The sequence below is a fragment of the Micromonospora sp. WMMD714 genome, from assembly GCF_029581315.1.
GTDB classification, from domain to species: domain Bacteria; phylum Actinomycetota; class Actinomycetes; order Mycobacteriales; family Micromonosporaceae; genus Micromonospora; species Micromonospora rifamycinica.
This window is the reverse complement of record NZ_CP120744.1, coordinates 5,659,884-5,684,614: the sequence shown is the minus strand read 5'-3', so window position 1 is coordinate 5,684,614 and position 24,731 is coordinate 5,659,884. Positions and strand designations below refer to the sequence as shown.

Genomic DNA, 24,731 nt, shown 5'->3' with positions numbered 1-24,731 from the left:
CCTCCGGGTCCGGTTCTCGGGTCAGCGCAGCGATACGCCGGCGAAGTCGGGCAGGTCGTTCGGGGTCGGGGTGAACCCGTCGACGGTGCCGCGCAGCACGACGTTGCCGTTGAGGTCGAGCGGGAAGATGCCCACCGCCTGGTCCCAGACGATCTTGCCGGCCTGGGCGTAGAGGGTGGCCCGCTTGTCCTGGTCGAGTTCGGCGCGGGCGGCGAGCAGGACGCGGTCCAGCTCGGGGTTGGCGTAGCCGTTGCGCTTGGCGGTGGACAGGTAGAGCCGGGCCAGGGTGAAGTCGGCGTCGCCGGTGACCGTGCTGCCGGTGGTCATCGTGCTGTCCCAGTCGAGCTTGAGCAGCTTGTCCAGCCAGGTGGCCCGTTCCAGCTCCTGGGGCTTGACCACGATGCCGACCTTGGCCCAGTCGCTGATCATCGCGTCGGCGAAGGAGTTGCCGTTGGTGCAGCAGCCGCTGCTCCACATCATCGTGGTGCTGAACCCGTCGGGGTAGCCGGCCTCGGTGAGCAGCTGGCGGGCCTTGACCGGGTCGTAGGTGTACGGGTTCTGCCCGGCGGCACCGAACACGGCCTCCGGCAGCGGGCCGGTGGCGGGGGTGCCGGCCTGGTCGAACAGCGACTTGCTGATCTTGGCGAAATCGACCGCGTGCCACATGGCCTGCCGGACCCGCGCGTCGGTGAACGGCTTCCGGGAGCTGTTGAACCAGATGTAGTAGTTGGCATAGGTGGGGAACGACTGGACGGTCAGGTCCTTGTTGTCCCGCAGCCCGGTCAGCTGGTCCGGCGGCAGGCCCCAGGTCACGTCGATCTCGTTGTTCGCCAGCGCGGTCACCCGGCCGGACACCTCGGGGATGTAGCGGTAGGAGATGCTGGTCAGCTTCGGCCGGTCACCCCGGTAGCTGTCGTTGCGGACCAGGTTCACGCTCTGGCCGGCGGTGAACGACGAGACCTTGAACGGGCCGGTGCCGTACGGGGCGTCGAAGAACGCGCTGTCGCCGATCTTGATGGCGGGGGCGATCCAGAGCAGGGTGAGGTTGCTCAGCACGGTGCCGAGCTGGCTCGTGGTGTGGATGGTCAGGGTGCGCTCGTCGGGGGTGCGGATGTCGTCGACGGTGGCCCACAGCCCGGCCAGCGGCCCCTTGCCGTCGATCAGCGCCCGCAGCGACGCCTTGGCGTCGGCGCTGGTCATCGGCGTCCCGTCGGCGAAGGTGACGCCGCTGCGCAGCACGAACTGCCAGGTCAACGGGTCGGGGTTGGTCCAGCTCTCGGCGAGCTTCGGGGCGATCTTCCCGTCCTGGCGGACCACCAGGGTCTCGAAGACCTCCTGGACGACGGTGAGGGTGGGCTGGTCCGCCGAGTTCGCGGCGAACGGGTTCAGCGAGACCACCGGGGTCGGGTTGGCGACCCGGAGGGTGGTGACGCCGCCGCCGTCACCGGCGGGGTCGTCGGAGCCGAAGGAGCACGCGGTCAGGGCGAGTACGCCGGCGAGGGCCAGCGCACCGAGTCGGGTGGTCGAGGGTCTCATGTGTTCCCATTTCGCTGACGGGTTACCGGGTGGAGAGGTTCGGATCGGAGCGGTCCCGTAGTTCGTCGCCGAGCACGCCGACGCAGACCACGAAGACGGCCAGGACCAGGCCTGGCAGGGTGGCGATCCACCAGGCGCTGGCCAGGTAGTCGCGTCCGTTGGCGATGGTGGTGCCCCAGCTCGGCGTACCGGCCGGGATGCCCAGGGACAGGAAGCTCAGCGACGCCTCGGCGACGATGACGAATCCGAGCTGGACGGTGGCGATGACCAGCAACGGGCTGGCCACCGCGGGGAGCACGCAGTGCCGCACGACGTGCCACGGCCCGGCGCCGAGGGTGCGGGCCGCGTTGGCGAAGTCCCGGGAGCGGGTCGCCATGGTCTGTGCCCGGGCCACCCGCGCGAAGATCGGCCAGGTGGTGATGGACAGGGTGAGTACGACGTTGGTGACGCTGGAGCCGAGTACGCCGGCGACGAAGACGGCGAGCAGGATCGACGGGAAGGCCAGTTGGATGTCGGCCAGTCGCATGACGATCGCGTCCACCACGCCGCCGAGGTAGCCGCAGAGGATGCCGATCGCGGCGCCGACGGTGCCGGCCAGCAGCAGGGTCGCCGCGCCGACCAGCAACGAGATCCGGGCCCCCTGCATGATCTGGGGCAGCAGGTCCCGGCCGACCTGGTCGGTGCCGAGCAGGGCCAGGCCGCCGTCGGACATCCGGCTGCCCGGGGGCAGCAGCCGGTCGGCGACGGAGGTCGCGATCGGGTCGTACCGGGCGATCAGCGGCCCGATCACCCCCGCCACCAGGTAGCCGGCGATCACCCCGAGGGGGAGCCACAGGCGCAGCCGGCGACGTCGGCGGCGGGGTGGGGCGGCCGGTGGGGTCGACGCCCCGTCGGGTGGGCCGCCGTCGGTGGGCACGAGCGGGGCGCCGAGCACGGCCGGGCCGGGTACGCCGTCGGACACGGTGGTCACCTCTCAGACGCTCTCGCGGACCCGGGGGTCCAGCCGGACGTACAGCAGGTCGACGAGCAGGTTGATGACGATGAAGATCACCGCGACGGTGATCACGCAGGCCTGCACGACCGAGTAGTCGCGGGCGGCGATGGCGTCGGTCATCAGCCGACCCACCCCCGGCCAGGCGAAGACGGTCTCGACGATCACCGCGCCGCCCAGCAGGCTGCCGAACTCCAGGCCGGCCACGGTGACGACGGGGATCAGCATGTTGCGCATCGCGTGCCAGCCGACGACCCGGGTCTCGGACAGGCCCTTGGCCCGGGCGGTGACCACGTAGTCCTCGTGCAGCACGTCGAGCAACCCGGAGCGCACCAGCCGGAGCACCACGCTGAGCAGCGGCAGGGCCAGCGTCACCGCCGGCATGACCATCGCGGCCGGGGACGCCGCGCCGGAGCTGGGCAGCAGGTGCAGGAACCGGGAGAAGACCAGGATCAGCATGATGCCGACCCAGAACGTCGGCAGGGACTGGGTGAGCATCGACAGCACCGACACCACCCGGTCCACCACGCCGTCGGGGCGGGTCGCCGCCAGGGTGCCCAGGGCGAACCCGAGGACCAGGGCGATGGCGAAGGCGGTCAGGGCCAGGGCGGCCGTCGCCGACAGGTGGGTGAGCACCAGGTTCGTCGCGGCGTCGTGGAGCCGGAACGACTCACCGAAGTCGAGGGCGACGGCCCGCCGGAGGAACTGGACGTACTGGACGGGTAGCGAGGCGTCGAGGCCGTACTCCCGGCGCAGCGCCTCGACGGCCGACTGGTCGGCGTCGGGGCCGAGCACCGCGGTCGCCGGGTCGCCGGAGACCGCCCGCATCGCGAAGAAGACCACCGTCGCCGCACCGAACAGGACCAGGACCGAGATCGCGAGGCGTCGCAGCGCGTACCGCAGCATCCGGACCCCTCAGTGACCGGGCGGCGGGTCGCCGGCCAGCGCTGCCCCGATGTCCTCGACGACGGCGACGGCCGCGCGGCCCTCCTCGCCGCTGACCGGTGTCGGCCCCCCGGTCAGCGCGGCGTCGACGAACGCCTCCAGCTCGGAACGCAGGTTGTAGGAGCCGCCGCCGTCGCGGCTCGGCCAGAAGTAGGTGTCCATGAAGCTGGCCACCCCGTCACGGCGGGCGTACAGCAGGTCGTTGTGCGAGAGGTTCATCTCGAGGATGCCGTGCTCGCCGACGATCCGCAGACCGGCGTCGGCCCGCGACGGGCGGGAGTGCGGCAGCGTCCAGGTGTTCTCCATCGTGCCGATGGCGCCGTCGTCGAAGCGGACCGTGGCATGCACGACGTCGTGGCTGGGCGAGAGCACCTTGCGGCCGACCGCGCCGGTGACCTCGACCTCGCGGCCGGTCACGAACCGGAGCAGGTCGGCGTCGTGGATGCCGAGGAACCAGGCGACCGACGTCCGGTCCCAGATCCCCTCGCCGACCGCCTGCGAGGTGCACCGCCACACCTTGACGTGCCAGATGTCCCCGAGTTCGCCGGAGCGCACCACCTCACGCAGTCGCAGCACCCGGGGGTCGAACCGCAGCACGTGGCCGATCATCAAGGCGTCGGGATCGGGCCGGCCGGCGATGATCCGGTCGCAGCTGGCCCGCGACAGCGCCATCGGCTTCTCCAGCAGCACCCGCTTGCCCGCGGCGAGCGCGGCGAGGGTCGCCTCCTCGTGTAGGTGGTCCGGCGTGCAGACGCTCACCGCGTCCACCTCGTCGAGGAGGTCGCCGACGTCCGCGACGGCCCGGACGCCGAGCTGGGTCTCGGCCCATGTCCGGTTGGCCGGCGAGATGTCGGCGACGGCGACCAGTTCGGCCTGCCGCACGTCGCGCAGCGCACGGGCGTGCAGCTGTCCCTGGACCCCGACTCCGACAACACCGATCCGTAAGCGGTCCACACCCGGCCCCCACTGTTGCATACCACCGAAAGCTAGATGTGTACCTAGCTCCGATAGTTGTACACCTGCGGTCCAGGTCGCGCAAGACACGAACTCATCTCCGCATCCGGCCCCCGACCTGCGAGATCGACGCTCGGTGGTAGCCATCCACGCGATGGCGCGGCACCACCGGGACCACCGACAGCAGCGTCACCCGCCCGCAGCACCGAGCAGCCACGGAGCCGACCGCGACACGGGGCCGCGCCGACGTTGGTGCGGGCGGCGACCGACGGCGGTCAGGCGCCGAGGATCTGGTACTCGCCGCCGCAGGACTCGGCCAGGGTGGGGCCGAAAAGCGCGGCCGGGGTGTACGCGCCCGGCCTGCCCTGCCCGTCGAGCAGCCGGCGGACCACCTCGGCCGACACTGCGCCCGTCCAGGCCTGGGCCTCGCCGACGCGCAGCCAGCCCTCGCGCGTGCCGCCGCCGGTCCACTCGACGACGGCATGGCCCCACGAGTGCTCGCGTGGCTTCGGTGCCGCCTTGAACCGCACCGCGGCCAGCCGCCGGCGGGTGAAGGCGCGGACCGGCCCGATGTTCAGCAGCGCGGTCGCCGCCGGCAGGATCGCGCGGACGACCGGCGATGTCGGGGCCTCGCTGGACGCGGAGACCACGTCCGCGGCGCCGCTGGCCCGCTGGGCGGCCATCAGTTCACCGAGCGGCATGCTCGCCGTGGTGACGGTCGAACCGTCCGGCAGGACGAGCCGGATCGGGTCGCCGGCGAGTTTGTCGGGCACGAGCCGGCCATCGCGGTACCGCCGGCCCTGGAACCGCCCGCCGCCCTCGATGCCCGGCAGGCCGTTCACCAGGGTGCCCGCGAGCGCGTCGCCGACGACGCCGGCCTCGACCGTCAGCGACGGCACCATGTCGACCCGGACCCGCCGCGGGACCGGCCGTCCGTCGCACAACTTCACCACGACACTCTCCGTGGCGGTCACGCCGAACCCGGCGCCGGTGACAGCGGTGCGGCCGGCGGCCGCGAAGGCGTCGCCGCGGCCGAGAGTCGCCGACACCGCGGCGAGGTCGTTGGACAGATCGAGATAGTCGCTGGCCGGCAGGCACGCGCCCAGCAGCGGCGCGGCGGTGTCGGTGAACGGCCCGATCGTGTTCACCACCACGGCCGGCCGTTCCCGCCGGATCGCGTCCGCCGTCTCGGCGACGGATCCGGCCACCATCGTCGGCAGGCCGTTCGCGGTGGCCGCGAGCCGTCCGGCGTCTCGACCGACGATGACCGGCCGGATGCCCCGGTGCTGTAGTTCGGCGGCGATCACCCGTGCGCTGCGACCGGTCCCGCCGAGAATCCACACGTCTGTCATGGCACAGCTCCGCCCTGGTGCGGCGAGCATCCCGTTGATGACACGCCGTGTCATGACCGTACCGAAGACGACACGCCATGTCATCGCGGCTACCATTCCGGCATGGCACGATGGCAACCCGACGCGCGCGAGCGGCTGCAGCACGCGGCCCTCGAACTCTTCGCCGAGCAGGGCTTCGCCGCGACCACGGTGCCGGCGATCACCGCGCGGGCCGGCCTGACGACACGCACGTTCTTCCGGCACTTCGCCGACAAACGCGAGGTGCTCTTCGCCGACGAGGCCGAACTGCCCGCATACGCCGAGCAACTCGTCGCCGGGGCGCCGGCCGGCACCAGCCCGCTGGCCATCGTCCTGGCGGGTCTGCGCGCCGTCGCCGAGGCGCGGTTCGAGGGCCGCAAGGACACCATCCGGCAGTGGCGTGCCATCGTCACGGCCGACGCCGGCCTACGCGAGCGTGAGCTGCAGAAGCGGGCCGCGCTGGCCGCCGCGATGCAGAGTGGTTTCCACGCCCGCGGCCTCGATCCGACCCGGGCCGCCCTGCTCGCCGAGACGTCGGCGACCCTGATGTACGTGTCGGTCACCGCCTGGCTCGAAACCGACGACGACCGCAAGCTCTACGACATCATCGAAGCTGCCCTCGACACGCTGCGGGCAACCCTCGACACGTAGTGCTGGCTCGGGTGACTTCCTCGCTCCCCCCCGGTGCCAGGTGCTCCGCCCCGCGTCCGGCGATCATCCGTCCTGGAGGCTCTCCCGCAGTTCGACGGGGGCACGCATCCGCCATGCGTCGACGATCAGCTCGGCGAGGCGTTCGGCTGAGACCTCGGCGAGGCGCACCATGACGAGGGGAAGACCGTCGTACCCGGCCGTCGTGAAGAACAGGTCGGGCTCGCCGCGGAGCAGCGCCTGCTTCTCTGCCTCGTCGCCGACGTAGAGCACCGCGACGTCGGTACGGATCATCCGCGGCTTTCCCGGCAGGCGTTCCGGGTAGGACCAGACGAATCCCTTGTTCTCCACCCGGAAGTCGAAGCCGTCGCTGGCGATCTCCACCACGCGGGGCAGCGCGAGCGCCAGCCGGCGTACATCATCGGCGTCAGCCATCCGCAGAGGTTACAACGGCGCCCGGCCCTCCCGTCGCCTCGGCCAGCGCTCCTCCAGCCGGGTGTCCCCGCTCCGTCGGATCGCGAATCGCCTGGTGGGGGCCGTGATGGCGGTCAGGTCGGCGGGTCCGCGCCCATTCGATTGACGGTGAGTGGGAGCATCAGTACGATCAGTTTCATGATCTACTGACACCGCGCCCCGCCCGTGCCTGCGGCGATCCTGCCCGATCAGGGGACGCCCGCACGGGCGAACGGATCCGATCGCCTTTCAGGTTCGATCTTCTCTGGTGGCAGGTGTCAACATGTCAGACAGTGTCTTTTGTGCGCCCGTGATGTGGCGAAATCCTATGGTGATCGGCAGATCTTCGACGGGACGTCGCTGTCCGCGTCCCCGGGTCAGCGGATCGGTCTGGTGGGCGAGAACGGCGTCGGGAAGTCGACGTTGCTGCGGCTGCTGGCCGGGGTGGAGGAACCCGACGCCGGCGAGTTGCGGCGCCCGGCCGACTGCGGTTTCCTGTGGCAGGAGTTGCCGTTCGCGCCGGATGCGGCGGTGCAGGACGTCATCGACGACTCGCTCACCGAGCTGCGGGCCGCCCGCGCCAGGTTGGCGCAGCTGACCGGGGAGCTGGAACGGCGGCCGGACGACGCCGACGTGCTCGCCGCCTACGGCGACCTGCTGGAGTGGGCACAGGACCACGACCTCTGGGACGCCGACCGCCGTGCCGAACTCGTGCTGGCCGGGCTCGGGCTGGCCGCCACGCAGCGGTCGCGACCGCTCGCCACGCTCTCCGGTGGCCAGCGCTCCCGACTGGGTCTCGCCGCCCTGCTGATCCGGCAGCCGCAGGCGATGCTGCTCGACGAACCGACGAACCACCTCGACGACGAGGCGGTCGGTTTCCTGGAGCAGCGGTTGCGCGGGCTGCCCGGGGTGGTCGTCGTCGCCTCGCACGACCGGATGTTCCTGGACGGGGTCTGCACCGACATCGTCGACCTGGACCCGACGCGCGGCACGGTGACCCGCTACGGCGGCGCGTACACCGAATACCTGGCGGCCAAGCGTCGGGAGCGGATCCGCTGGGAGGAGCAGTACGCGGCCGAGCAGGAGGAGCTCGAAGAACTCCGTGCGGCCGTGCGGACCACCGCGCGGGCGGTCAACCACGCGCGGACCATCAGGGACAACAACAAGATCGGGTACGACCGGCACGGCGGCCGGGTGCAGCGGCAGATCTCCCGGCGGGTGCGCAACGCCCAGCAACGCCTGGACGAGTTGACCCGGGACCAGGTGCGCAGACCCCCGGCGCCGCTGACCTTCGTGGCGAAGCTCACCGGTCGGCCGGCGGGTGAGCGGATCGCGGTGTCGCTGTCCGGCGTGACGGTGGGCGGACGGCTGCGCGTCGACCGGCTCGATCTGTCCACCGCGGAGCGCTTGATGGTCACCGGCCCGAACGGCGCCGGCAAGTCCACCCTGTTGCAGGTGATCGCCGGTCGTCTCGCTCCGGACGGCGGACAGGTGCGGCGGGCCGGCGGCGTCACGGTCGGCCTGCTGGAGCAGGAGGTCGACTTCCCCGATGACGAACTGACCGCGCGGCAGGTGTACGACGCGACGGCCGGAGCCGACACGGTGTCGCTGGCGCGGCTCGGTCTGCTGGCTCCGTGCGACGTCGACCGCCCGCTCGGTCACCTCTCCGTCGGGCAGCGGCGGCGGCTGGCGCTCGCGCTGCTGGTGGCCACACCGCCGGACGTGCTGTTGCTGGACGAGCCGACCAACCATCTCTCGCTGAGCCTGGTCGAGGAGCTGGAGGACGCGCTGCGGACGGCACCCGGCGCGGTGGTCGTGGCCTCGCACGACCGCTGGCTGCGGCGCGGCTGGGAAGGCTCCGAGCTCTGCCTGGTCAGCGGCAGGATCGCCTGAATCGACAATCCCCGCGTGGGCCACGTCCCGGTCCGGTTGCTGGACCCGGGATGGTCCGTCCTCCGCGCCCGACGATCGGAGGTTCCCATGTCAGGTCAGCTCACGCTCCGGGAGGTCAGCAGGTCGTTCGCCCACCGCTGCGTGTTCGATGCCGTCTCCGTCACCATCGTGCCCGGCGAGCGGGTCGGCATCGTGGGGGAGAACGGCTCCGGCAAGTCCACGCTGCTGCGGTTGATCGCGGGCCGGGACCGTCCGGACGACGGGGAGGTCGTCGTGATGGCGGCCGGCGGGGTGGGGCACCTGGGACAGGTGGTCGACCTGCCGGACGACGCGACCGTCGGCGACGCGGTCGATGCCGCGCTCGGCGAGATCCGTGAGCTGGAACGGCGGATCGCCGCCGCCGAGCGGGAACTCGGCTCCGCCTCGCCCGCGCGGATGGCCGACTACGGCGCGCTGCGGGCGGCCTTCGACCTGCGCGACGGGTACCGCGCCGACGCCAAGGTCGAGTCGGCCATGTCCCGGCTCGGCATCGGCGACCTCGACCGGGACCGTCGGCTCGGCACGCTCTCCGGCGGCCAGCGCGCCCGGCTCGCGCTGGCCGGGGTGCTCTCCGCCGAACCGGAGCTGCTGCTGCTCGACGAGCCGACGAACGACCTCGACCAGCAGGCGGTGTCCTGGCTGGAGGACCGGTTGTGCGGTCACCACGGCACGGTCGTGGTCGTCACCCACGACCGGCTGCTGCTGGAACGGGTCGCCACCGCGATCGTCGAGGTCGACGGCGACCGGCGGACGGTGCACCGGTACGGCAACGGCTACGCCGGCTACCTCGCCGAGAAGCGTGCCGCCCGGCAGCGCTGGGAGCAGGCGTACGCGCAGTGGACGGGCGAGATCGCGCACTGGACGCGGTGGGGCGCGACCACCGCCTACCGGGTGGCGCCCGGCCGGGCGATCAGGGACCACAACAAGTGCAAGTACAACGGCGACGGCAGACGGGTGCAGGAGTCCGTCTCCACCCGGGTCCGCAGCGCGGCCGGCCGGCTCGAACGGCTACGGGCCGAGCCGGTGCCCGAGCCGCCCGAGCCGTTGCACCTGCACGCTCCGTTGGACGCCGACGACCGCGAGGGGCCGGTGCTGGAGCTGCGCGGCGTACGGGTCGACGGGCGGCTCGACGTGGACGGACTGGTGCTGTACGCCGGCCAGCGGCTGTTGGTGTCGGGACCCAACGGGGCGGGAAAGTCCACCCTGCTGGAGGTGGCGGCGGGTCGGCTGCGCCCGGACCGGGGCACGATCGACCGCCACGGTCGGACCGGGTACCTGTCCCAGGACGTGCCCCCACCCCGTGCGGACGTCAGTCTCCTGGTCGCCTTCGGCCAGGGGCGGGCGGGCACCATCGAGGAGCACGGGGAGCGGCTGCGGTCACTCGGACTGTTCCGGCCGGCCGACTTCCGTACCCCGGTCGGGGCGTTGTCGGTGGGGCAACGACGTCGGCTCGCGCTGGCCCGCCTGCTGGACCACGACGCCGACCTCCTGCTGCTCGACGAGCCGACCAACCATCTGTCGCTCGCGCTGGTCGAGGAGTTCGAGGCGGCCCTCGACGGCTACCCCGGGGCGGTCGTCGTGGTCGCGCACGACCGGATGCTGCACGGGCGGTGGCGGGGCGGCGAACTCGCCCTCGCGGCCGGGCGCGTCGTGCGGCAGGGAGACGTCAGGGCCGTCCCGCGGATCGCGAACGTTCGTTGCCGGACAACGCCTCCACACACCGCATCACCGTCTGCGGCCAGTACTCTGCCAGGACCGCCAGGGGTACCTGCCACGACGCCGCCGCCAGCACCTCAGCCAGAATTCGGCCAGCCCGGCGGGCGTCACCAGCGGCGGCCACCACCCGGGCCACCGCGGTGAGCGCTGCCGCCTGCTGCTCTGGGCCGGTGATCGAGCGGGCGACGGCCTCGGCCCGGTCGAGGTCACTGGCGGCTGCGAACATTTGGGCTACCGCGGTGAGCACCCGTGCCTGCTTGTCCGGATCGGTAATCGCTCGTGCGGTCTGTTCGGCATCGTCGGCCAGGCGTTCGACCCGGCCGATGTCGGCTGCCGCCACGGCGATGAGTGCCTCCACCTTCCTTCGCCGGTCGGTGATGGAGTAGGCGATGCGTTCTGCCGTGTCCGGGGCGACCTGGGCCAAGGCTGCCGCCAGCGCGGCCAACGACCGTCCCCGTGACTGCTCGGTGGCGTGGAGTTCGTACACCAACTGTTCGGCCTTGTCGGCCAACTGTTTGGCTCTGTCGGGGTCGATAGCGGCCACTGCTGCCACCACGGCGGCCAATGCCTCTGCCTCATCGTTCGGGTGATCGGTCGTGTGGGCAATCCGCTCGGAAGTATCTGGATTGGTGCGGGCTGCCACACGGGCCACGTCAACCAGGGCACCTGTTATTGAGATCGTGTCGGGGATGCTGCGGGCGATCTCCACAGCTCTGTCGGGGTTGGTGCTGGCCATCGCTACAGCAATGGCTTCCAGGGTCGGAGAAATCTCCCTGGGGTCGTGGCGGGGGACAGAGTGGGCGATGCTTAAGGCGTCGTCCGCCAACCGCTCGCCCCTGTCGGGGTCGGTTGCGGCCACTGCCGTCGCCACCACGGCCAACGACTGTGCGGTGACGTCCGGGGCGGGAATGGTGCGGGCAATCCGTTCGGCGGTGTCGGGGTCGGTTCCGGCCACCGTGTCCACCACTGCGGCCAGTGCGCGCGATTGCCAGTGCGGAAGGGTGATGGTGTGGGCGATGCTTTCGGCCAGGGCAATGTCGATTCCGGCCACCACCGATGACAGTTCCATCAACCGCCGTACTTCCCGCGGGGATTTGGCGATGGCGCGGGCGCGCCGTTCGGCGTCCCGAGCAATCCGTTCGGCGTGGCCGGTGTTACCGGCTGCTGCTGCCGCCCTCGCCGCCACAACGAGCACACGCGCCCGCTCGGTCTCGTTGATGATCGAGCGGGCGACGGTCTCGGCCTGCTCGGCGAGTTGTCCGGCGTGGCCGGTGTTACCGGCTGCTGCTGCCGCCCTCGCCGCCTCGGCCAGCGCAGGTGCCTGCTGCTCCCGGTTGGTAATCCAGTTGGGAATCGAGCGGGCGACGGTCTCCGCCTGCTCGGCGAGTTGTCCGGCGTGGCCGGTGTTACCGGCTGCTGCTGCCGCCCTCGCCGCCTCGGCCAGCGCATGTGCCTGCTGCTCCCGGTTGGTAATCGATCGGGTGATGGCTCCGGCCCAGAGGGGTTCGCCGGCAGCGGCAGCCGCTTGGGCTGCTGCGGTGAGAGCCTGCGCCCGTGGTGCCGCGTAGCGGATGCTGCGGGCCAGGTCCTCGGCGCGAGTGATGTAGCCGGCTGCTGCTGCCGCCCTCGCCGCCTCGGCCAGCGCAGGTGCCTGCTGGGCCTCTTCGGTGATCGAGCGGGCGAGGGTCTCAGCCTGGTCGGCGAGCTGCAGGATATGGCTGCGGTTGCGGGTCGTCGCTCTGAGTGCCTGTGCCCGCCAACCCAAGTTGGTGATCGACCGGGCGATGGCTTTGGCGCGGAGGATGTCGCCGGCGGCTGCGGCTGCTTCGGCTGTTGCGGCCAGTGCCTGTGCCCGCCAACCGCCATTGGTGATCGAGCTGGCGATGGTTTCGGCGCGGAGGATGTCGCCGGCGGCTGCGGCTGCTTCGGCTGTTGCGGCCAGCGCCTCTGCCTGCTGGTCAGCATCGGAAATCGAGCGGGCGATGGCCTCTGCACGGGCGGGCTGTCCGAGGGTGGCCCAGAGAGCGGGCAGGCTGGGAGGGAGATTGCTGTTGCGGTCGATGAGGTTGGTGCGGCGGATGCATAGCCGCAGCATCGCTTCCAGGTCTGGTTCCGGATCGGCGAGAACGAGGTCCTGGCACATCGTGATCTCGGTGAGGGCTGCGGCGTCGCCACCGGACAGGTCGAGCATCCGGTCGTGGCGGTCCGGGTCGGTGACCAACTCGACCAGCTTCGACACCTCGCCGTCAACGGCCAGCATCCGTGGGTAGCCCAGCAGCAGATACTCCGGAGTACGCGGCGGCCAGCGGTACCCACCGTAGCGATCGGCCCAGTCATGCAGCCGGTCGCGGAAGCCGGTCAGCCGGGTCCGGTCGAGGTAGCGGCGGGCCGCGACGGCCAGCTCCTCGTGACCGAGCAGATACCCGGATTGGTGGTCTTCCCCGGCCCACTGCAGGTCGCGGCGGGTGAAGGTACGGCCGGAGGCAGTGTGCAGCACCTCCTCGATGTCGAACAACCCCTCCCCGGTCAGTTCGCGCAGATCGTTGCTGGACAGGCCACCGCGGGCGGCGGTCAGCAGGCCGAGCAGGGTCTGCTCGATCTGACTGCCGGCAAGTAGCCGCTTCAGCTCGGTCTGCCCGAGCCGTTGCAAGTCATGGGCGTACGGGGAAGCCGCGAGTCGACGCACGATGCTCGGGTCGCGTAGTGGATGCCAATCGGGCACATCGTCCGGCACCGGCGGGTTGGGCCGACCGGCCACGATCACTCTCATCCCCGCCGACGGAACGGCGGGTAGCAGTCCGGCGATGCTGCGCGCATGCGGGCCGGTAGTCACTCCCCGGTCCTCGTCCAGGCCGTCGACGAGCAACACCAGCCGCCCGCCGCGTTGCTGGCATGCCTTGGCCGCCTGGGCAAGGAGGTCCAGCAGCCACGCCTCCCGCAGCGACTCGTCGATCACCGCCGGGACCTGCTGACCGGTCAACGCGGCCAACTGTTCACCGACCACAGCGGTGAACGCCTGCCGGGTGTCCTGCGCGGCGAGCCGGGCGGTGATGAAGAACGCCACCATCTTCACCTGTGACCGCACCCTGCCGGGCGGATCCAGCACGAACGTCGACAGCAACGCCGACTTGCCCGCCCACGGCCCGGCCTGCCACCACACGTACGGCCCGGCCTGCTCGTCCAGACAGAACCGGGCCAGATCCTGCAACTCCGCGTCGCGGCCGGCCAGCACCGGCGGAGCGATCTGACGAACCTGTGCCAGATAGGCCGACGCCAACACCGGCTCCGGCGACCGGCCAGGCACGTTCATCAGGTGGGTGACCTGCGCGGCGATCGTGTACTCATCCTGGCCGCAGCCCCGTGCCAGCATTCTGGCGACCGCGCGGACGTCATCCAGCGGCGCCGGCCCGCCCCGCGAGATGACCCGATGGATCAGGTCTTTCTTCGGCGCCCCGTCGAGGCGGTCATCGCTGGCGATGCGTCTCTCCAGGTCCTCCATCGAGGGTCTGCCTGCCTGCTCATGCAGGTCGTAAAGCAGATCGCGGAGCTGCTGCTGTGGCCCGGGATCGAGATCGGGTAGGGCCAGCTTCCGCGGACGACGTACCGGAGCGCGCTTGCCGGGCGCTGCTGGCCGGCGGCGCACTGGTCGGGACTCATCGGCACTCATCGCCAACCCATGATGCCCCACTGCCACCGACGGTGGACTCCTCGACACCCGTCGGCACTCAGGTCGGCACCCTCACCGAGACCTGAGGGTGAGAACGCACGCCAGCGCCGGCGCCGTTCTTCTCCGACATCCAGGGAGCACCCGATGACTCGATCCCCGCAGCGCCCCGACCGCCCCGAACCCCTTCGCCCCCGGATCACTCTCGCTGTGATCACCGGCGTGCTGGCCGGAGCCACCCGAGCATTGACCGGCTGGCTTCTCGACCGTCTGACCGCCGGCAGCTGACGTCGCCGCGGACCGGATCCCGCCGACCGGTTGCGGGATTCGGCCCCCAGCCACCGGCCAGCTGTAACGTCCAGGGTGGACGTGACGGGACAGGTGTCACCCAGGCGGCCCCACGACGTCGACGTCGTGGGGCCTCATCGGATCCGCCGGGTCCGGAGCCGACGAGACGCCGGTGTCGGCCGGGTGGTCAGGGGCCGGTGTGGATCAGGGCGGCCCACAGTTCCGGGCGGTCCGGGTGCGTCCGGCGTACCCGGTCGACGGCCCGGTCCAGGGCGACGGCCGCGGCGTCGGCGTCCAGCTGCCGCCCGGCCCGCAGGCCGGCGTAGACGTCGTCGGCGACCTGGGCCGCCACCCGGTCGGCGACCGCCCACTGGCTGCCGATGACGTGCCGGAAACCGGCCATCTGCAACGCCGCGGTGAGCTGGATGGCCTCGTCGGGCAGGTCACGGCCACCCGCCGCGGTGCGGCACGCGGACAGGTAGGCGAGATCGGCGCCGCCGGCCGACCGGCTGCGGGCGGCGAGACGCCCGGCCAGGTCCAGGACGCTGAGCCTGCCGTCGACCAGGCGGAGGGCGGCGGCACTGGGTCGCTGGAAGTCCTGGTCGCCGTGGCCGGCGAAGTGCGCCCAGCTGTGCCGTTCGAGGGCGGTCAGCACGCCCTCGACGGTGGCGCCGCGGCCGGACAGCACCCGTAGGCCGGGAACGTGGGAGCTGACCGCGCGCAGCTCGTCGCTGACCGCCGGCAGTGGTGCCTGGCCGGGCAGGGTGCCGAGCCCCACCGCGAAGGCCCGCGGCGGCCCGGACGGCACCGGGGTGGCGCGGGCACGCAGCAGTACGGACAGGCTCGGGGTGTAGGACGACACGCAGCGGGCGGCGACCGAGATCCGGCGTTTCGCGGCGAGCGAGGCGTTCGCGCCGAACCGGCCGGCGGCGTGCAGTGGCAGCATCGTCAGCGGCCCGGTCGGGCACCACCACACCCGGTGCCGCCGGTCCGGCGCGCTACCGAGGACGTCGTCGAGGGCCGCGCAGACGGCCTCCCCGACGGTGTCCCACAGCCATCGTTGCAGCGTCACCAGTGTCTGGCGCAGCGCGACCCGTTCGGCCGGCCCGCCGCCGCCTTCGACCGCCCGCTGCACGTCGAGGAAGGCCACGGCACGACGCTGTGCGGTGTCGTGGGACAGCCAGGGCAGTGGTACGGCCCGTACCGTGTCGGGGGTGACGATGATCGCGTCGCTGCGCCAGCGCGAGGCGTTGACCAGCACCACCGCGCCGCCGGTGGTCGCCGGTCGCAGCGCGGCGAACGACGGTGGGCGGAGGAAGTCCCCGAAGCCCGGCTGGCGGCGGGCCTCGGCGACGAGGTCCTCCCAGCGTTCGGCCAACCGGCGGCGGTGGCCGGCGTCCTCGGTGTCGGCGCGGTACGGCCCGCCCAGCGCGCTGGTCAGCAGGTCGCGGCCCATCTCCCAGCCGGGTCGGGCCGGTAGCTCGACGATCGGGGAGGCCTCGGTGCCGTCCAGTTCGCGGCGTGTCCGGTCGAGTTCGGCGGCGAGCGCGGGCGCGACCGCGGCGAGCGCGGACAGGTCGCTGCGGGTCTGCAGGGCCTGTGACCACAGCACCTGACGGCCCTGCTCCAGCAGCTCCACCGCGCGTTCGGGCTGCCCGGCGGCGATGGCCCAGGCGGCCGCGTCGCCGGCCAGGCCGGTCACCGCGGTCAGCCGCTTCTCCTGCACGGTGCGGTCCAGGCCGCGCCACGCCAGCAGCGGCAGCAGACCCACGGCGGTGCCGTACGCCTCCAGGGCCAGCTCCGCGTCGCCTGCTTCGGCGGCCGTCTGTGCCCAGGTGCGGGCCGCGGTCATCCGGATCTCGATGGCCCCCGCCCGGGAGGCCGACGATGACCGCCACATGCCCACTGCGGTGTCGAGGTCGCGCGGATCGTGGTCGATGAGGTAGCGGATCCGCAGAGCCGTGCCGAGCACGTTGAGGGCGCGGGCCCGGTCCGGGTGGCCGGGGGAGAAGCCGGCCAGGGCGGCCATGCCGGTGTCGACGGCGTCGCTGACGCCGGCCGGGTCGCTGCTCATCCGGGCCCGGATGAGCAGCGAGTGGGCCAGGTTGACCAGGTGGCCGGCCCGCTGGGTACCGGCCGTCGGCGCGTCGACGGCCTCCCGGGCGCTGCGGATCGCCTCGTCCAGGTGCGCCGGGGAGTTGCTGCTGAGGCTGTGCATGACCAGCAGCGCGCCGTGGGTGGCGAGCAGTTGCGCGCGTACCGTGCCGATGTTCGGCAGGTCCGCGACGACCTGCCGGCTGACCCGGACCGCCTCGTGCAGGTCGGTGTCGTCGTCATCGTCGAGACCCACCCAGCGTTGCACCAGCGCGATCACCAGCACACCGTTGAGCGCGGCCCGGTCGACGTGCCGTGCGGGCATGGCGGCCAGACCGCTGCGGCAGTGCGCGACCGCCTCGTCGATGTCACCGGGGCTGCCGGTCCGGGCGAAGCGCATGACCAGGCAGAGGGCCAGCAGCTGACGGGCGGTGAGCAGGTGGTCCGGGTCGGTCGAGCGGTGCACCTCCCGGCTGAGACGGACGGCCGTGTCGATGTCCGCCAGCTGGCCGAACCTCTCGAAGCTGAGCCGGTACACGTTCACGCAGCGGATCAGCACGTCGATCCGGACGGGGTCGCCCTCGCCGACGGCGGCCACCGCGACGTCCGCGTGTCGCTTCGCCAGGGACAGGTCCGACACCGCGCGTCGCTGTTCGAAGCGGAAGCCGACGACCAGGGCGAGCTGGGCGTTGACGTACGGCCACCACGGGTCGTCGGGCGGGGTCAGCGCCGTCGCCTTCTCGGCGGCGGCCACGGCGGCGTCGAGGAGCTGCGGGTCCGAGGTGCGGCCCCGCAACATCAGGACGGTGGAGAGCGCGGCGAGCACGTCCACCCGGGACGGATCAGCCGCGAGGATCCCCCGCGCCACGCCCTCGGCCCGTACCAGCAGGGATTCGTCGCCGCTGTCGTTGTACGCCACGATGAGCGGATCCACCGCATCGACGGATCCTCCGGCGGATGGCACGGCTTCAGTAGATTCGACGGCGGCTCGGGCGTCAACCGACGGGAGTGTCGTGTATGGAGCAACGTCGTCTGCTGGCATCGCTGTGCGCCGCCGTGCCCACCCTGCGCGAACGTGCCGAGGCGGGGCTGTGGACCGATCTGCTCGACGAGCTCCTCGACGACCTGGCCGCCGGTAGGCCGGTGGCGGAGGTCTGCCGGCAGCTCGGCTGGCGCGGCGAGACCGAGACCGAACGCAGCATCGGCCCCGGATCGTCGCTTCCCGACCACGTCGAGGGCGCCCAGCTGGAGGGCCTCGCGCCGGTGGTGCTCAACGGCGACTACCGCTGCCCGGGTCACCGCTGCTCACGCCGCGCCCACCGCGACGACCGGGGTCGGGTGCCGCACTGTGCGCTGGCCGGTACGCCGATGACGTACCGGCCCGAGCCGTGATCGAAGTACTGCTCGGCGAGGTCGGACGACGCCTCAACGACCGCTGGCTGACCCGGGCGCTCGGCCCGGCCCTGCTGTGGTGCGTGGTGGCCGCGTTCGCCGTGCTGCCGGGACGCGGGTCCGTCGTCGACGTACCCGGTGCTGCACTCGCGTTGGCCGACGCCCTCGACCACCTGCGGGGCCGGGTCAGCCTGGCCGTGGTCGTCGGGCCGCTCGTCGTCGCGGCCGCCGCGGTGGCCGCCGTCTGCGCCCAGGCGGCCGGCAGGGTGGTCCGCCACGTCTGGCTGGGCTCCTGGGCCGGCCCGGCGGGCCGGATCGCGACCGCGCTGACCGTTCGCCGTCGGGCCGCCGCCGAGCGTCGACTCACCGGCCGACGCCGGGTGGTGCCGGCGGTGTACCTGCCCGCCCGGCCGACGTGGATCGGCGACCGGATCCGGCTCACCGACGACCGGGTGGCCGCCCAGTACGGCCTCCGCCTCGCCCTGATCTGGCCGCGACTGTGGCAGCTGCTCGACGCGGACGGGCGGACCGACGTCATGCAGGCGCGCGACCGGTTCGACCGGGCCGTCACCTCGGCCGGCTGGGCGGTGCTCACCCTCGCGCTGACGCCGTGGTGGTGGCCGGCGGCGCCGCTCGGCGTGATCCTCGGCGCCGTCTCCTGGCGGCGGGCCCGATCCGCGGCGGGCCTGTTCGCCGACGTCGTGGAGGCGACCGTCGACCTACGGCACCGCAGCCTGGTCGTCGCGTTGGGTTTCCCGGTCGAGGACGGTCGTCCGGTGCCGCCGTCCACCGCCGCCGCCGTCAACGACCTGCTGCACAAGGGGGCCAGCGGTCACGGGCAGGACGCCCTGACCGGTGCGGACAGCGAGCCGACGTGGTACCCGTCGTCGTCCTTGACCAACGACAGCCGGGACCGCCAGCAACCGGACGACGGGCCGTCACCGACCGGCTCGAACACCACGTTGACCTGAGGGCTGCCGCTGGCCGCGGTGCGGATTCCGATGATCGTCGCGGCGTGGAACGGGCCTTTCCCCGCCAACGTGGCGACGCGGGCGGTCTGGGTCCTGCTGCGGTCGTCCAGGGACACCGCCTTGTTCCAGAGCGCGCAGAGGAAGCTGTCGACGGCGGAGACGGCGGCTTTCGTCCGGGCGGACGCCGCGTTCAGGCCCCGTCCCACCGTGACGTCGTTGAGCAGGCAGGCCCTGATCAGGGGAAGGCGGCTCGCGAGGTCGGGATAGGTGGGGTATCCCGGTGTCCTTCCGAGCGCGTCGGTGGGCAGGACCAGACCCGGAATCCTCGTCGGCAACCCGGGGTAGTCGAGCGGACGGTCGCTGTTCCACGGGTATCCCGTCGGCAGGTTCTGCCCCGTCCGGGGGTACGTGCCCGACGGGTCGCCGTTGGCGTTGATCAGGCCGACCAGCGGCACGATCGCCGCCACCGCCGCGGCGACGAGCAGCCCCCAGCCCCGACCGGCCGGTCGGGGCCGGGCCACCGCCCCGGGCCGGGGGACGATCCGGCGTACGGGGCTCGGACGGGACGGCTCCTGGCGGGGCGGCTCCCGGCCCGCCGGGGGAGTGCCGGGCGGCGTCGGGGGCGTGCGTCGGATGCTGCGGTCCAGGACGTCCAACCACTGTTGCGGAGCCGGCCTGCGGTCCGGGGCGGGATCGAGGCTCCGGCCGGCGAGGAGGGCCAGCTGCCGGTCGAGCCGCCGCCGGGCCGCGTCCGGATCGCGGGTCTGCTGGTCACCGGCGAACAGGCGGACCGCGAGCAGCCCGAACTTGAACGCGTCGGTGGCCGGGGTGGCCAGCTCCTCGGCGTCGGCATCCGGCACGTGCCACTCGGGGGTCTCCGCCTGCGCCAGCACCGAGTCGCCATCCAGCCGCATCGCGTCGCAGTCGATGAAGTAGCACCGTGGCCGGGCGTCGAGGCTGAACAGCAGGTTGTTCGGTGACAGGTCACCGACGCAGACGCCGAGCCGGTGCAGCAGGGTCAGCGCCTCACCGGTGTCCCGCAGTAGTTCCAGGCGCATCCGGTCATCGATGTGCAGCCCACGGTCCCGCAGGTAGTCGTCGTTGTTGAGCAGGTACTGCACCTGCGCCAGGACGGTGTCCGGCCCCCGGGGCAGCTGGATGCGGACGTGGAACCGCTGGGGCACCCGGGGCATCAGGAACCCCCGGACCACACCCTCCTTGCGGACGACCGCGGTGGGCCAGGCGGCGAGACCGAGCAGCGCGTCGGCGTCCGGTCCGGCCCCGGCGGCGAGCCGGACGAAACGGTTCAACGTGGTGACGTCGACGTCGTCGACGAGCCGGGTCGCGTACTCCTTGTAGACCCACCGCGGGTCCTCCGCGAGGGCGTAGACCGTGCCCTGACCGCCGGCCCCGATCCGGGTCCGCGGACCGAGGGCGGACAGGCTCACCTCGGGCGGCAGCGGGTTGGTCACGACGGCCCCGGCGGCTCCGGCCAGACGGCCAGCACGGTCCGGTCGTCGTCCCACGACCCGCCGGTGAAGTCGAGCATCCAGGCGAGCCGGGTCATCGTCGGAGGCGTGGCCAGCCCGTCGCCGAACAGCTGCCCGAGATCACCGGTGCCGTGCCCGAGCGGCTCGGCGAAACCATCGGTGGCGAGCACCAACACGTCGCCCTCGGCGATCACCACCTCCACCGGGTCGACCTCCGTGGGCACCCGGGGCAGGGCTGCGACACCATCCGGGAGCAGCTCGTCGCGGGGGTCGGACAGGGTGGTGAACAGCGGCTCCCACCCGCCGTCGCGCAACCGCCAGGCGGCCGAGTCGCCGACCCGGACCAGCTGGGCGACGGCCCGTCCAGGGCCGTCCGGGCGGACCAGGGCCACGACCACGGTACTGGCCAGCAGCGTCTCGGCCCGCTGCGGATCGGTTTCACCCCACTGCCGCCCGGCGTACTCCACCAGCGCCCAGCCGGCACAGCGCAGCAGGTCGTGCCAGTCGACGGTGGCGTCGGCGCGCAGCAGATAGTCGACGACCGTCCGGCACACCATGGTGGCGCCCAGGTGGGACAGCGGGGCGTTGGAAACCCCGTCGGCCACCACTGCGATCACCGAACCGGCCACCGTGGCCACCGCGAAGTCATCCTGCCGGGGTACGCCGGACGCCCGGTGACCCGGCCCGCGCACCGAGGCCGCCCGCACCGCGAAACCGTCCGCCGCCCAGCCGTCGATCACGGTGTCCGGCCGGTACGGCTGCGTCTGCGGGGCGCGGGCCGGCACCTCCGGCGGACCCGTCACCCCGATCAGCGGGGGTGCCCAGTCGAAGCTCACACCACGTCCACGGCCATCCGGAAGCTGTCCGGCCGCTCCACCACCAGCTCGGCCGCGTCCCCGCCGACGGCCTGCCCCGACCTGATGACGCTGCGGGTCAGGGCGGTGCAGAACTCGGCGATCGCGAACCCCACCTCCACCCCCGGCGTGGCCACGAACGCGAACTCCGGCCGGGTCGCTACGTGCAGGATCGTCTCGGCCCGCGCCTCGCCGATGCCACACGCGATGATGTTCGGCGCGGTGGGGGTGCGCTCCCGGTCGGTCAGCTCGGCATAGACCGGCTCCCACTCACCCGGGTCGGTCGGCTGCCCGTCGCTGAGGAAGAACACCGCCGGCCGGTGCACCGCGAAGCCCTCCCGCTTGAGCGCCCGCACGTCGGCCGGGATCCGGTCGATCAGCAGCCCGAACGCGGCACCGTAGGCCGTACCGGACCGCACCGACAACTGCGGCAGGGCCGTCTCGTTGCGCAGGTCGGACAGCGCGGAATGGACGATCACGTCCTCGGAGAAGCCGATGATCGAAAAGCGGACCTTGGCTGCCGCGAGGGGCTCGCGCAGCAGCGCGTCGTGGAGCGACTGGAGCCCCGCGTTCAGCTCGCCCACCACCGGAGTCATGGAGACGGACTCGTCCGCCACCAGATAGACCGGCAGCACCCGCCCAGCAGTCTCCGCCATGCACACCCCCAACCGTCGCCAGTGGACGGCCCCAACGTAACACTGCGTGTCTATGTCAGGACCGCGCTCCGCGGTGTCCCCGCTCGCGGCGTCGCCGACCGGCCGGGACGGGAGCGGCGGCGACCCGGGGCAACCCGTACGCCGTGCCGGTCCCGAAAAGCGGGTGTGACCCTTGCCTCATCATCGATCCGTCTCTATCGTTTTCGGAAAGCGCTTTCCCGTCCCAGGGTGCTCCCGTCCGGAAGGTGAAACCAGATGAAACGCAGAGTCGCCTCGCGGTGGTTGGCCGGTGGTGCCACCGTGGTCGCAGGTGCCGTCGTCGCGCTGGCGCTGCAGATCCCCAGCGCCTCGGCCGCCACCAACCTGAGCCTCGGCGCCGGCGCCGACGGCTCCAGCAAGGCCAGTGGTACCAGCTACGGCAACGTCATCGACGGCAACACCGGCACCTACTGGTCGCCGGCCGGCTCCACCGGCACCGTCTCGGTCAAGTGGGGCAGCGCCACCACGGTGTCCTCGGCCGTCATCGTGCAGGCCTCGGGCGGTGGCTCGATCAGCGGCTGGCAGCTCAAGAACAACGACACGAGCGCTGTCCTGGCCAGCGGCAGCAGTGCCCCGGGCACCATCACCTTCTCCGCGATGTCGCTGAAGAAGATCTCCTTCGTCATCACCAGCGCGTCCGGCACCCCACGGATCGCCGAGTTCGAGACGTACTCCAGTGGGGGGTCGAACCCGACCACCGGGCCGACCTCCGGCCCCACCAGCAGTCCGACGTCCGGCCCGACCGGCAACCCGGGCACGCCGACCGGCGCGTGGCCGTCGTCGGCCGGCTCGGTCGGCATCTCCGGCACGGTCAACGTCTCCGGCACCTTCGACGGCGGGATGAAGACCTACTGCTGCATCGGTGACGGTGGGCAGGGTGAGTCGCAGGACCCGATGTTCAAGATCGCCAACGGTGGCACGCTGCAGAACGTGATCCTCGGTTCGCCGGCCGGCGACGGCGTGCACTGCGAGGGCACCTGCACCCTGCGCAACGTGTGGTGGAACGACATCGGTGAGGACGCCGCCACCTTCAAGCAGACCAACGGCGGCACCTCGTACGTCATCGGCGGCGGCGCACGCAGCGGCAGCGACAAGACCTTCCAGCACAACGGCAACGGCACGGTCAACATCTCCGGCTTCTACCTGAAGGGGTCCGGCAAGCTGTACCGCGGCTGCGGCAACTGCACCACCTCGTACACCCGCCACGTGCGTATCGACAACGTCCTGGTCGACGACATCGACATGCTCGCCGGCATCAACAGCAACTGGAACGACACCGCGACGATCACCCGCGTGGTGGTTATCGGCTCGGCCACCATCTGCGGCAAGTACAAGGGCGTGCCCAAGGGCAGCGAACCCAGCTACCTCGGCGAGGGCTGGAACGACGCCAACTGCAAGGTCAACAGGAGTGACGTCATCTTCCGGTAGTCACCCCGGAAGAGTTTCTTCCCGGAGGGGCACGGGTCTGCTGCACCGATGGGTGACATCTGAGATGGCTTGCCCTGCGGGCGGGCTGGAAGGATGTCGCTGTGCCCAAGCCTTACCCCCGAGAGTTCCGCGATGATGTCGTGCGGGTGGCCCGTGACCGTGATCCGGGCGTGACCGTCGAGCAGATCGCGAAGGACTTCGGGGTCCACCCGATGACGTTGTTCAAGTGGCTGCGCCAAGCCGACATCGACGCTGGCGCGAAGCCCGGCACGACCGGTGGCGAGTCAGCCGAGCTACGCGAGGCCCGCAAGCGGATCAAGCTCCTCGAACAGGAGAACGAGGTCCTGCGGCGGGCCGCGGCGTACCTGTCGCAGGCGAACCTGCCGGGAAAAGGCTCTACCCGCTCGTGAGCGAGCTGGCCGCCGACGGTATCCCCGTCGCGGTGACGTGCCGGGTACTGAACATCGCTCGTCAGCCCTACTACCGGTGGCTCGCCCAGCCCATCGGCGACGCCGAACTGGCTGCGGCTCACCGGGCGAACGCTTTGGTGGACGCCCACCGCGACGATCCGGAGTTCGGCTACCGGTTCCTGGTCGACGAGGCCCGAGCAGCCGGGCAGGCGATGGCTGATCGCACCGGGTGGCGGATCTGCTCGGACAACGGCTGGTGGAGCGCGTTCGGCAAGCGCAAGCGGCGCGGCAAGGGTCGCAAGGTCGGGCCGGCGGTGCACGACGACCTGGTCTGCCGGGACTTCACCGCCGACGGTCCGAACCGGTTGTGGCTGGCCGACATCACCGAACACCGCACCGCCGACGGCAAGCTCTACCTGTGTGCGATCAAGGACGTGTGGTCGAGGCGGATCGTCGGCTACTCCATCGACTCACGGATGACGTCGAGGCTGGCCGTCAACGCCCTGGACAACGCCGTAGCCCGCCGGGGTGACGTGGCCGGCTGCGTGCTGCACACCGACCGCGGGTCGCAGTTTCGAAGCCGGAAATTCGTCCACGCCCTCAACCAACACCACATGATCGGGTCGATGGGCAGAGTCGGCGCCGCCGGCGACAACGCCGCCATGGAATCCTTCTTCGGCCTGCTGCAGAACAACGTCCTCGACCGCCGAACCTGGACGACCCGGCAGCAGCTGAGGACCGCGATCGTGACCTGGATCGAACGGACTTACCACCGCCGTCGACGCCAACGATCCCTGTCCCGCTTGACCCCTATCGAGTACGAGACCATTATGACCCCACCGGCCAGTCAGGCCGCGTGACTGAAACTGTCACCTATCGGTGCAGCAGACCCCAACAACG

Annotated in this window: 16 protein-coding genes; 6 read left to right on the top strand and 10 right to left on the bottom strand. The window is 71.8% G+C overall.

Annotated features, from left to right (window positions below; genetic code table 11):
• Window positions 1-21: 21 nt before the first annotated feature.
• The 5 genes from O7625_RS24255 to O7625_RS24235 all read right to left on the bottom strand — a co-directional run bounded on the left by O7625_RS24255 (window position 22) and on the right by O7625_RS24235 (window position 5,778).
• Entirely contained in the window at window positions 22-1,536 is a 1,515-nt protein-coding gene (locus O7625_RS24255) for an ABC transporter substrate-binding protein (protein WP_282341809.1), read from the bottom strand.
• Between the two features lie 22 nt (window positions 1,537-1,558).
• Window positions 1,559-2,506 (bottom strand): ABC transporter permease, encoded by a 948-nt coding sequence (locus tag O7625_RS24250; protein WP_282341807.1) that lies wholly within the window; start codon window positions 2,504-2,506, stop codon window positions 1,559-1,561.
• A 3-nt stretch (window positions 2,507-2,509) separates the two neighbouring features.
• Window positions 2,510-3,433 carry an ABC transporter permease gene (locus tag O7625_RS24245; protein WP_282341805.1) on the bottom strand — a complete coding sequence of 308 codons (924 nt, stop codon included), beginning with the start codon at window positions 3,431-3,433 and terminating at the stop codon, window positions 2,510-2,512.
• A gap of 9 nt (window positions 3,434-3,442) precedes the next feature.
• On the bottom strand, window positions 3,443-4,447 hold the full coding sequence (locus O7625_RS24240; RefSeq protein WP_282341803.1) for a Gfo/Idh/MocA family oxidoreductase: 1,005 nt from the start codon (window positions 4,445-4,447) through the stop codon (window positions 3,443-3,445).
• A 254-nt stretch (window positions 4,448-4,701) separates the two neighbouring features.
• On the bottom strand, window positions 4,702-5,778 hold the full coding sequence (locus tag O7625_RS24235) for a hypothetical protein (RefSeq protein ID WP_282341801.1): 1,077 nt from the start codon (window positions 5,776-5,778) through the stop codon (window positions 4,702-4,704).
• Window positions 5,779-5,880: 102 nt separating this feature from the next.
• On the opposite strand from O7625_RS24235, the gene O7625_RS24230 reads away from it, so the two are divergent.
• Entirely contained in the window at window positions 5,881-6,447 is a 567-nt protein-coding gene (locus tag O7625_RS24230; RefSeq protein WP_282341799.1) for a TetR/AcrR family transcriptional regulator, read from the top strand.
• A 63-nt stretch (window positions 6,448-6,510) separates the two neighbouring features.
• Here the strand turns inward: O7625_RS24230 and O7625_RS24225 are convergent, their stop codons facing one another.
• Window positions 6,511-6,879: an MmcQ/YjbR family DNA-binding protein gene (locus O7625_RS24225; RefSeq protein ID WP_282341797.1), complete on the bottom strand. Its 369-nt coding sequence runs from the start codon at window positions 6,877-6,879 to the stop codon at window positions 6,511-6,513.
• A gap of 333 nt (window positions 6,880-7,212) precedes the next feature.
• On the opposite strand from O7625_RS24225, the gene O7625_RS24220 reads away from it, so the two are divergent.
• The gene (locus O7625_RS24220; RefSeq protein ID WP_282341795.1) at window positions 7,213-8,790 is read left to right on the top strand and encodes an ABC-F family ATP-binding cassette domain-containing protein; all 1,578 of its coding nucleotides are present in this window, start codon (window positions 7,213-7,215) and stop codon (window positions 8,788-8,790) included.
• A gap of 87 nt (window positions 8,791-8,877) precedes the next feature.
• Window positions 8,878-10,689, top strand: coding sequence for an ABC-F family ATP-binding cassette domain-containing protein (locus tag O7625_RS24215; protein ID WP_282341793.1), 1,812 nt, complete (start codon window positions 8,878-8,880; stop codon window positions 10,687-10,689).
• A gap of 3,995 nt (window positions 10,690-14,684) precedes the next feature.
• Here the strand turns inward: O7625_RS24215 and O7625_RS24210 are convergent.
• Window positions 14,685-17,525 (bottom strand): CHAT domain-containing protein, encoded by a 2,841-nt coding sequence (locus O7625_RS24210; protein WP_282341791.1) that lies wholly within the window; start codon window positions 17,523-17,525, stop codon window positions 14,685-14,687.
• Between the two features lie 83 nt (window positions 17,526-17,608).
• On the opposite strand from O7625_RS24210, the gene O7625_RS24205 reads away from it, so the two are divergent.
• Complete coding sequence (locus tag O7625_RS24205) at window positions 17,609-17,983, top strand: hypothetical protein (RefSeq protein ID WP_282341789.1); 375 nt, start codon at window positions 17,609-17,611, stop codon at window positions 17,981-17,983.
• Between the two features lie 832 nt (window positions 17,984-18,815).
• Here O7625_RS24205 and O7625_RS24200 read toward each other — a convergent pair.
• The 3 genes from O7625_RS24200 to O7625_RS24190 are packed head-to-tail and all read right to left on the bottom strand — an operon-like array spanning window position 18,816 to window position 21,954.
• Window positions 18,816-20,426: a hypothetical protein gene (locus O7625_RS24200; RefSeq protein ID WP_282341787.1), complete on the bottom strand. Its 1,611-nt coding sequence runs from the start codon at window positions 20,424-20,426 to the stop codon at window positions 18,816-18,818.
• Entirely contained in the window at window positions 20,423-21,280 is an 858-nt protein-coding gene (locus O7625_RS24195) for a protein phosphatase 2C domain-containing protein (RefSeq protein ID WP_067309921.1), read from the bottom strand. Before O7625_RS24195 ends, O7625_RS24200 begins: the two co-directional genes overlap by 4 nt.
• Window positions 21,277-21,954, bottom strand: coding sequence for a hypothetical protein (locus O7625_RS24190; RefSeq protein ID WP_282341786.1), 678 nt, complete (start codon window positions 21,952-21,954; stop codon window positions 21,277-21,279). Before O7625_RS24190 ends, O7625_RS24195 begins: the two co-directional genes overlap by 4 nt.
• Before the next feature lie 255 nt (window positions 21,955-22,209).
• On the opposite strand from O7625_RS24190, the gene O7625_RS24185 reads away from it, so the two are divergent.
• Both O7625_RS24185 and O7625_RS24180 read left to right on the top strand, forming a co-directional pair.
• Window positions 22,210-23,421 carry a pectate lyase gene (locus O7625_RS24185; protein ID WP_282341785.1) on the top strand — a complete coding sequence of 404 codons (1,212 nt, stop codon included), beginning with the start codon at window positions 22,210-22,212 and terminating at the stop codon, window positions 23,419-23,421.
• 101 nt (window positions 23,422-23,522) lie between these two features.
• Window positions 23,523-24,691, top strand: a protein-coding gene (locus O7625_RS24180) for an IS3 family transposase (RefSeq protein ID WP_282341783.1) whose coding sequence is annotated in 2 segments (ribosomal slippage) — window positions 23,523-23,807 and window positions 23,810-24,691 — 1,167 coding nt in all. Because the reading frame shifts where the segments join, the coding sequence is not laid out codon by codon here.
• Window positions 24,692-24,731: the final 40 nt, after the last annotated feature.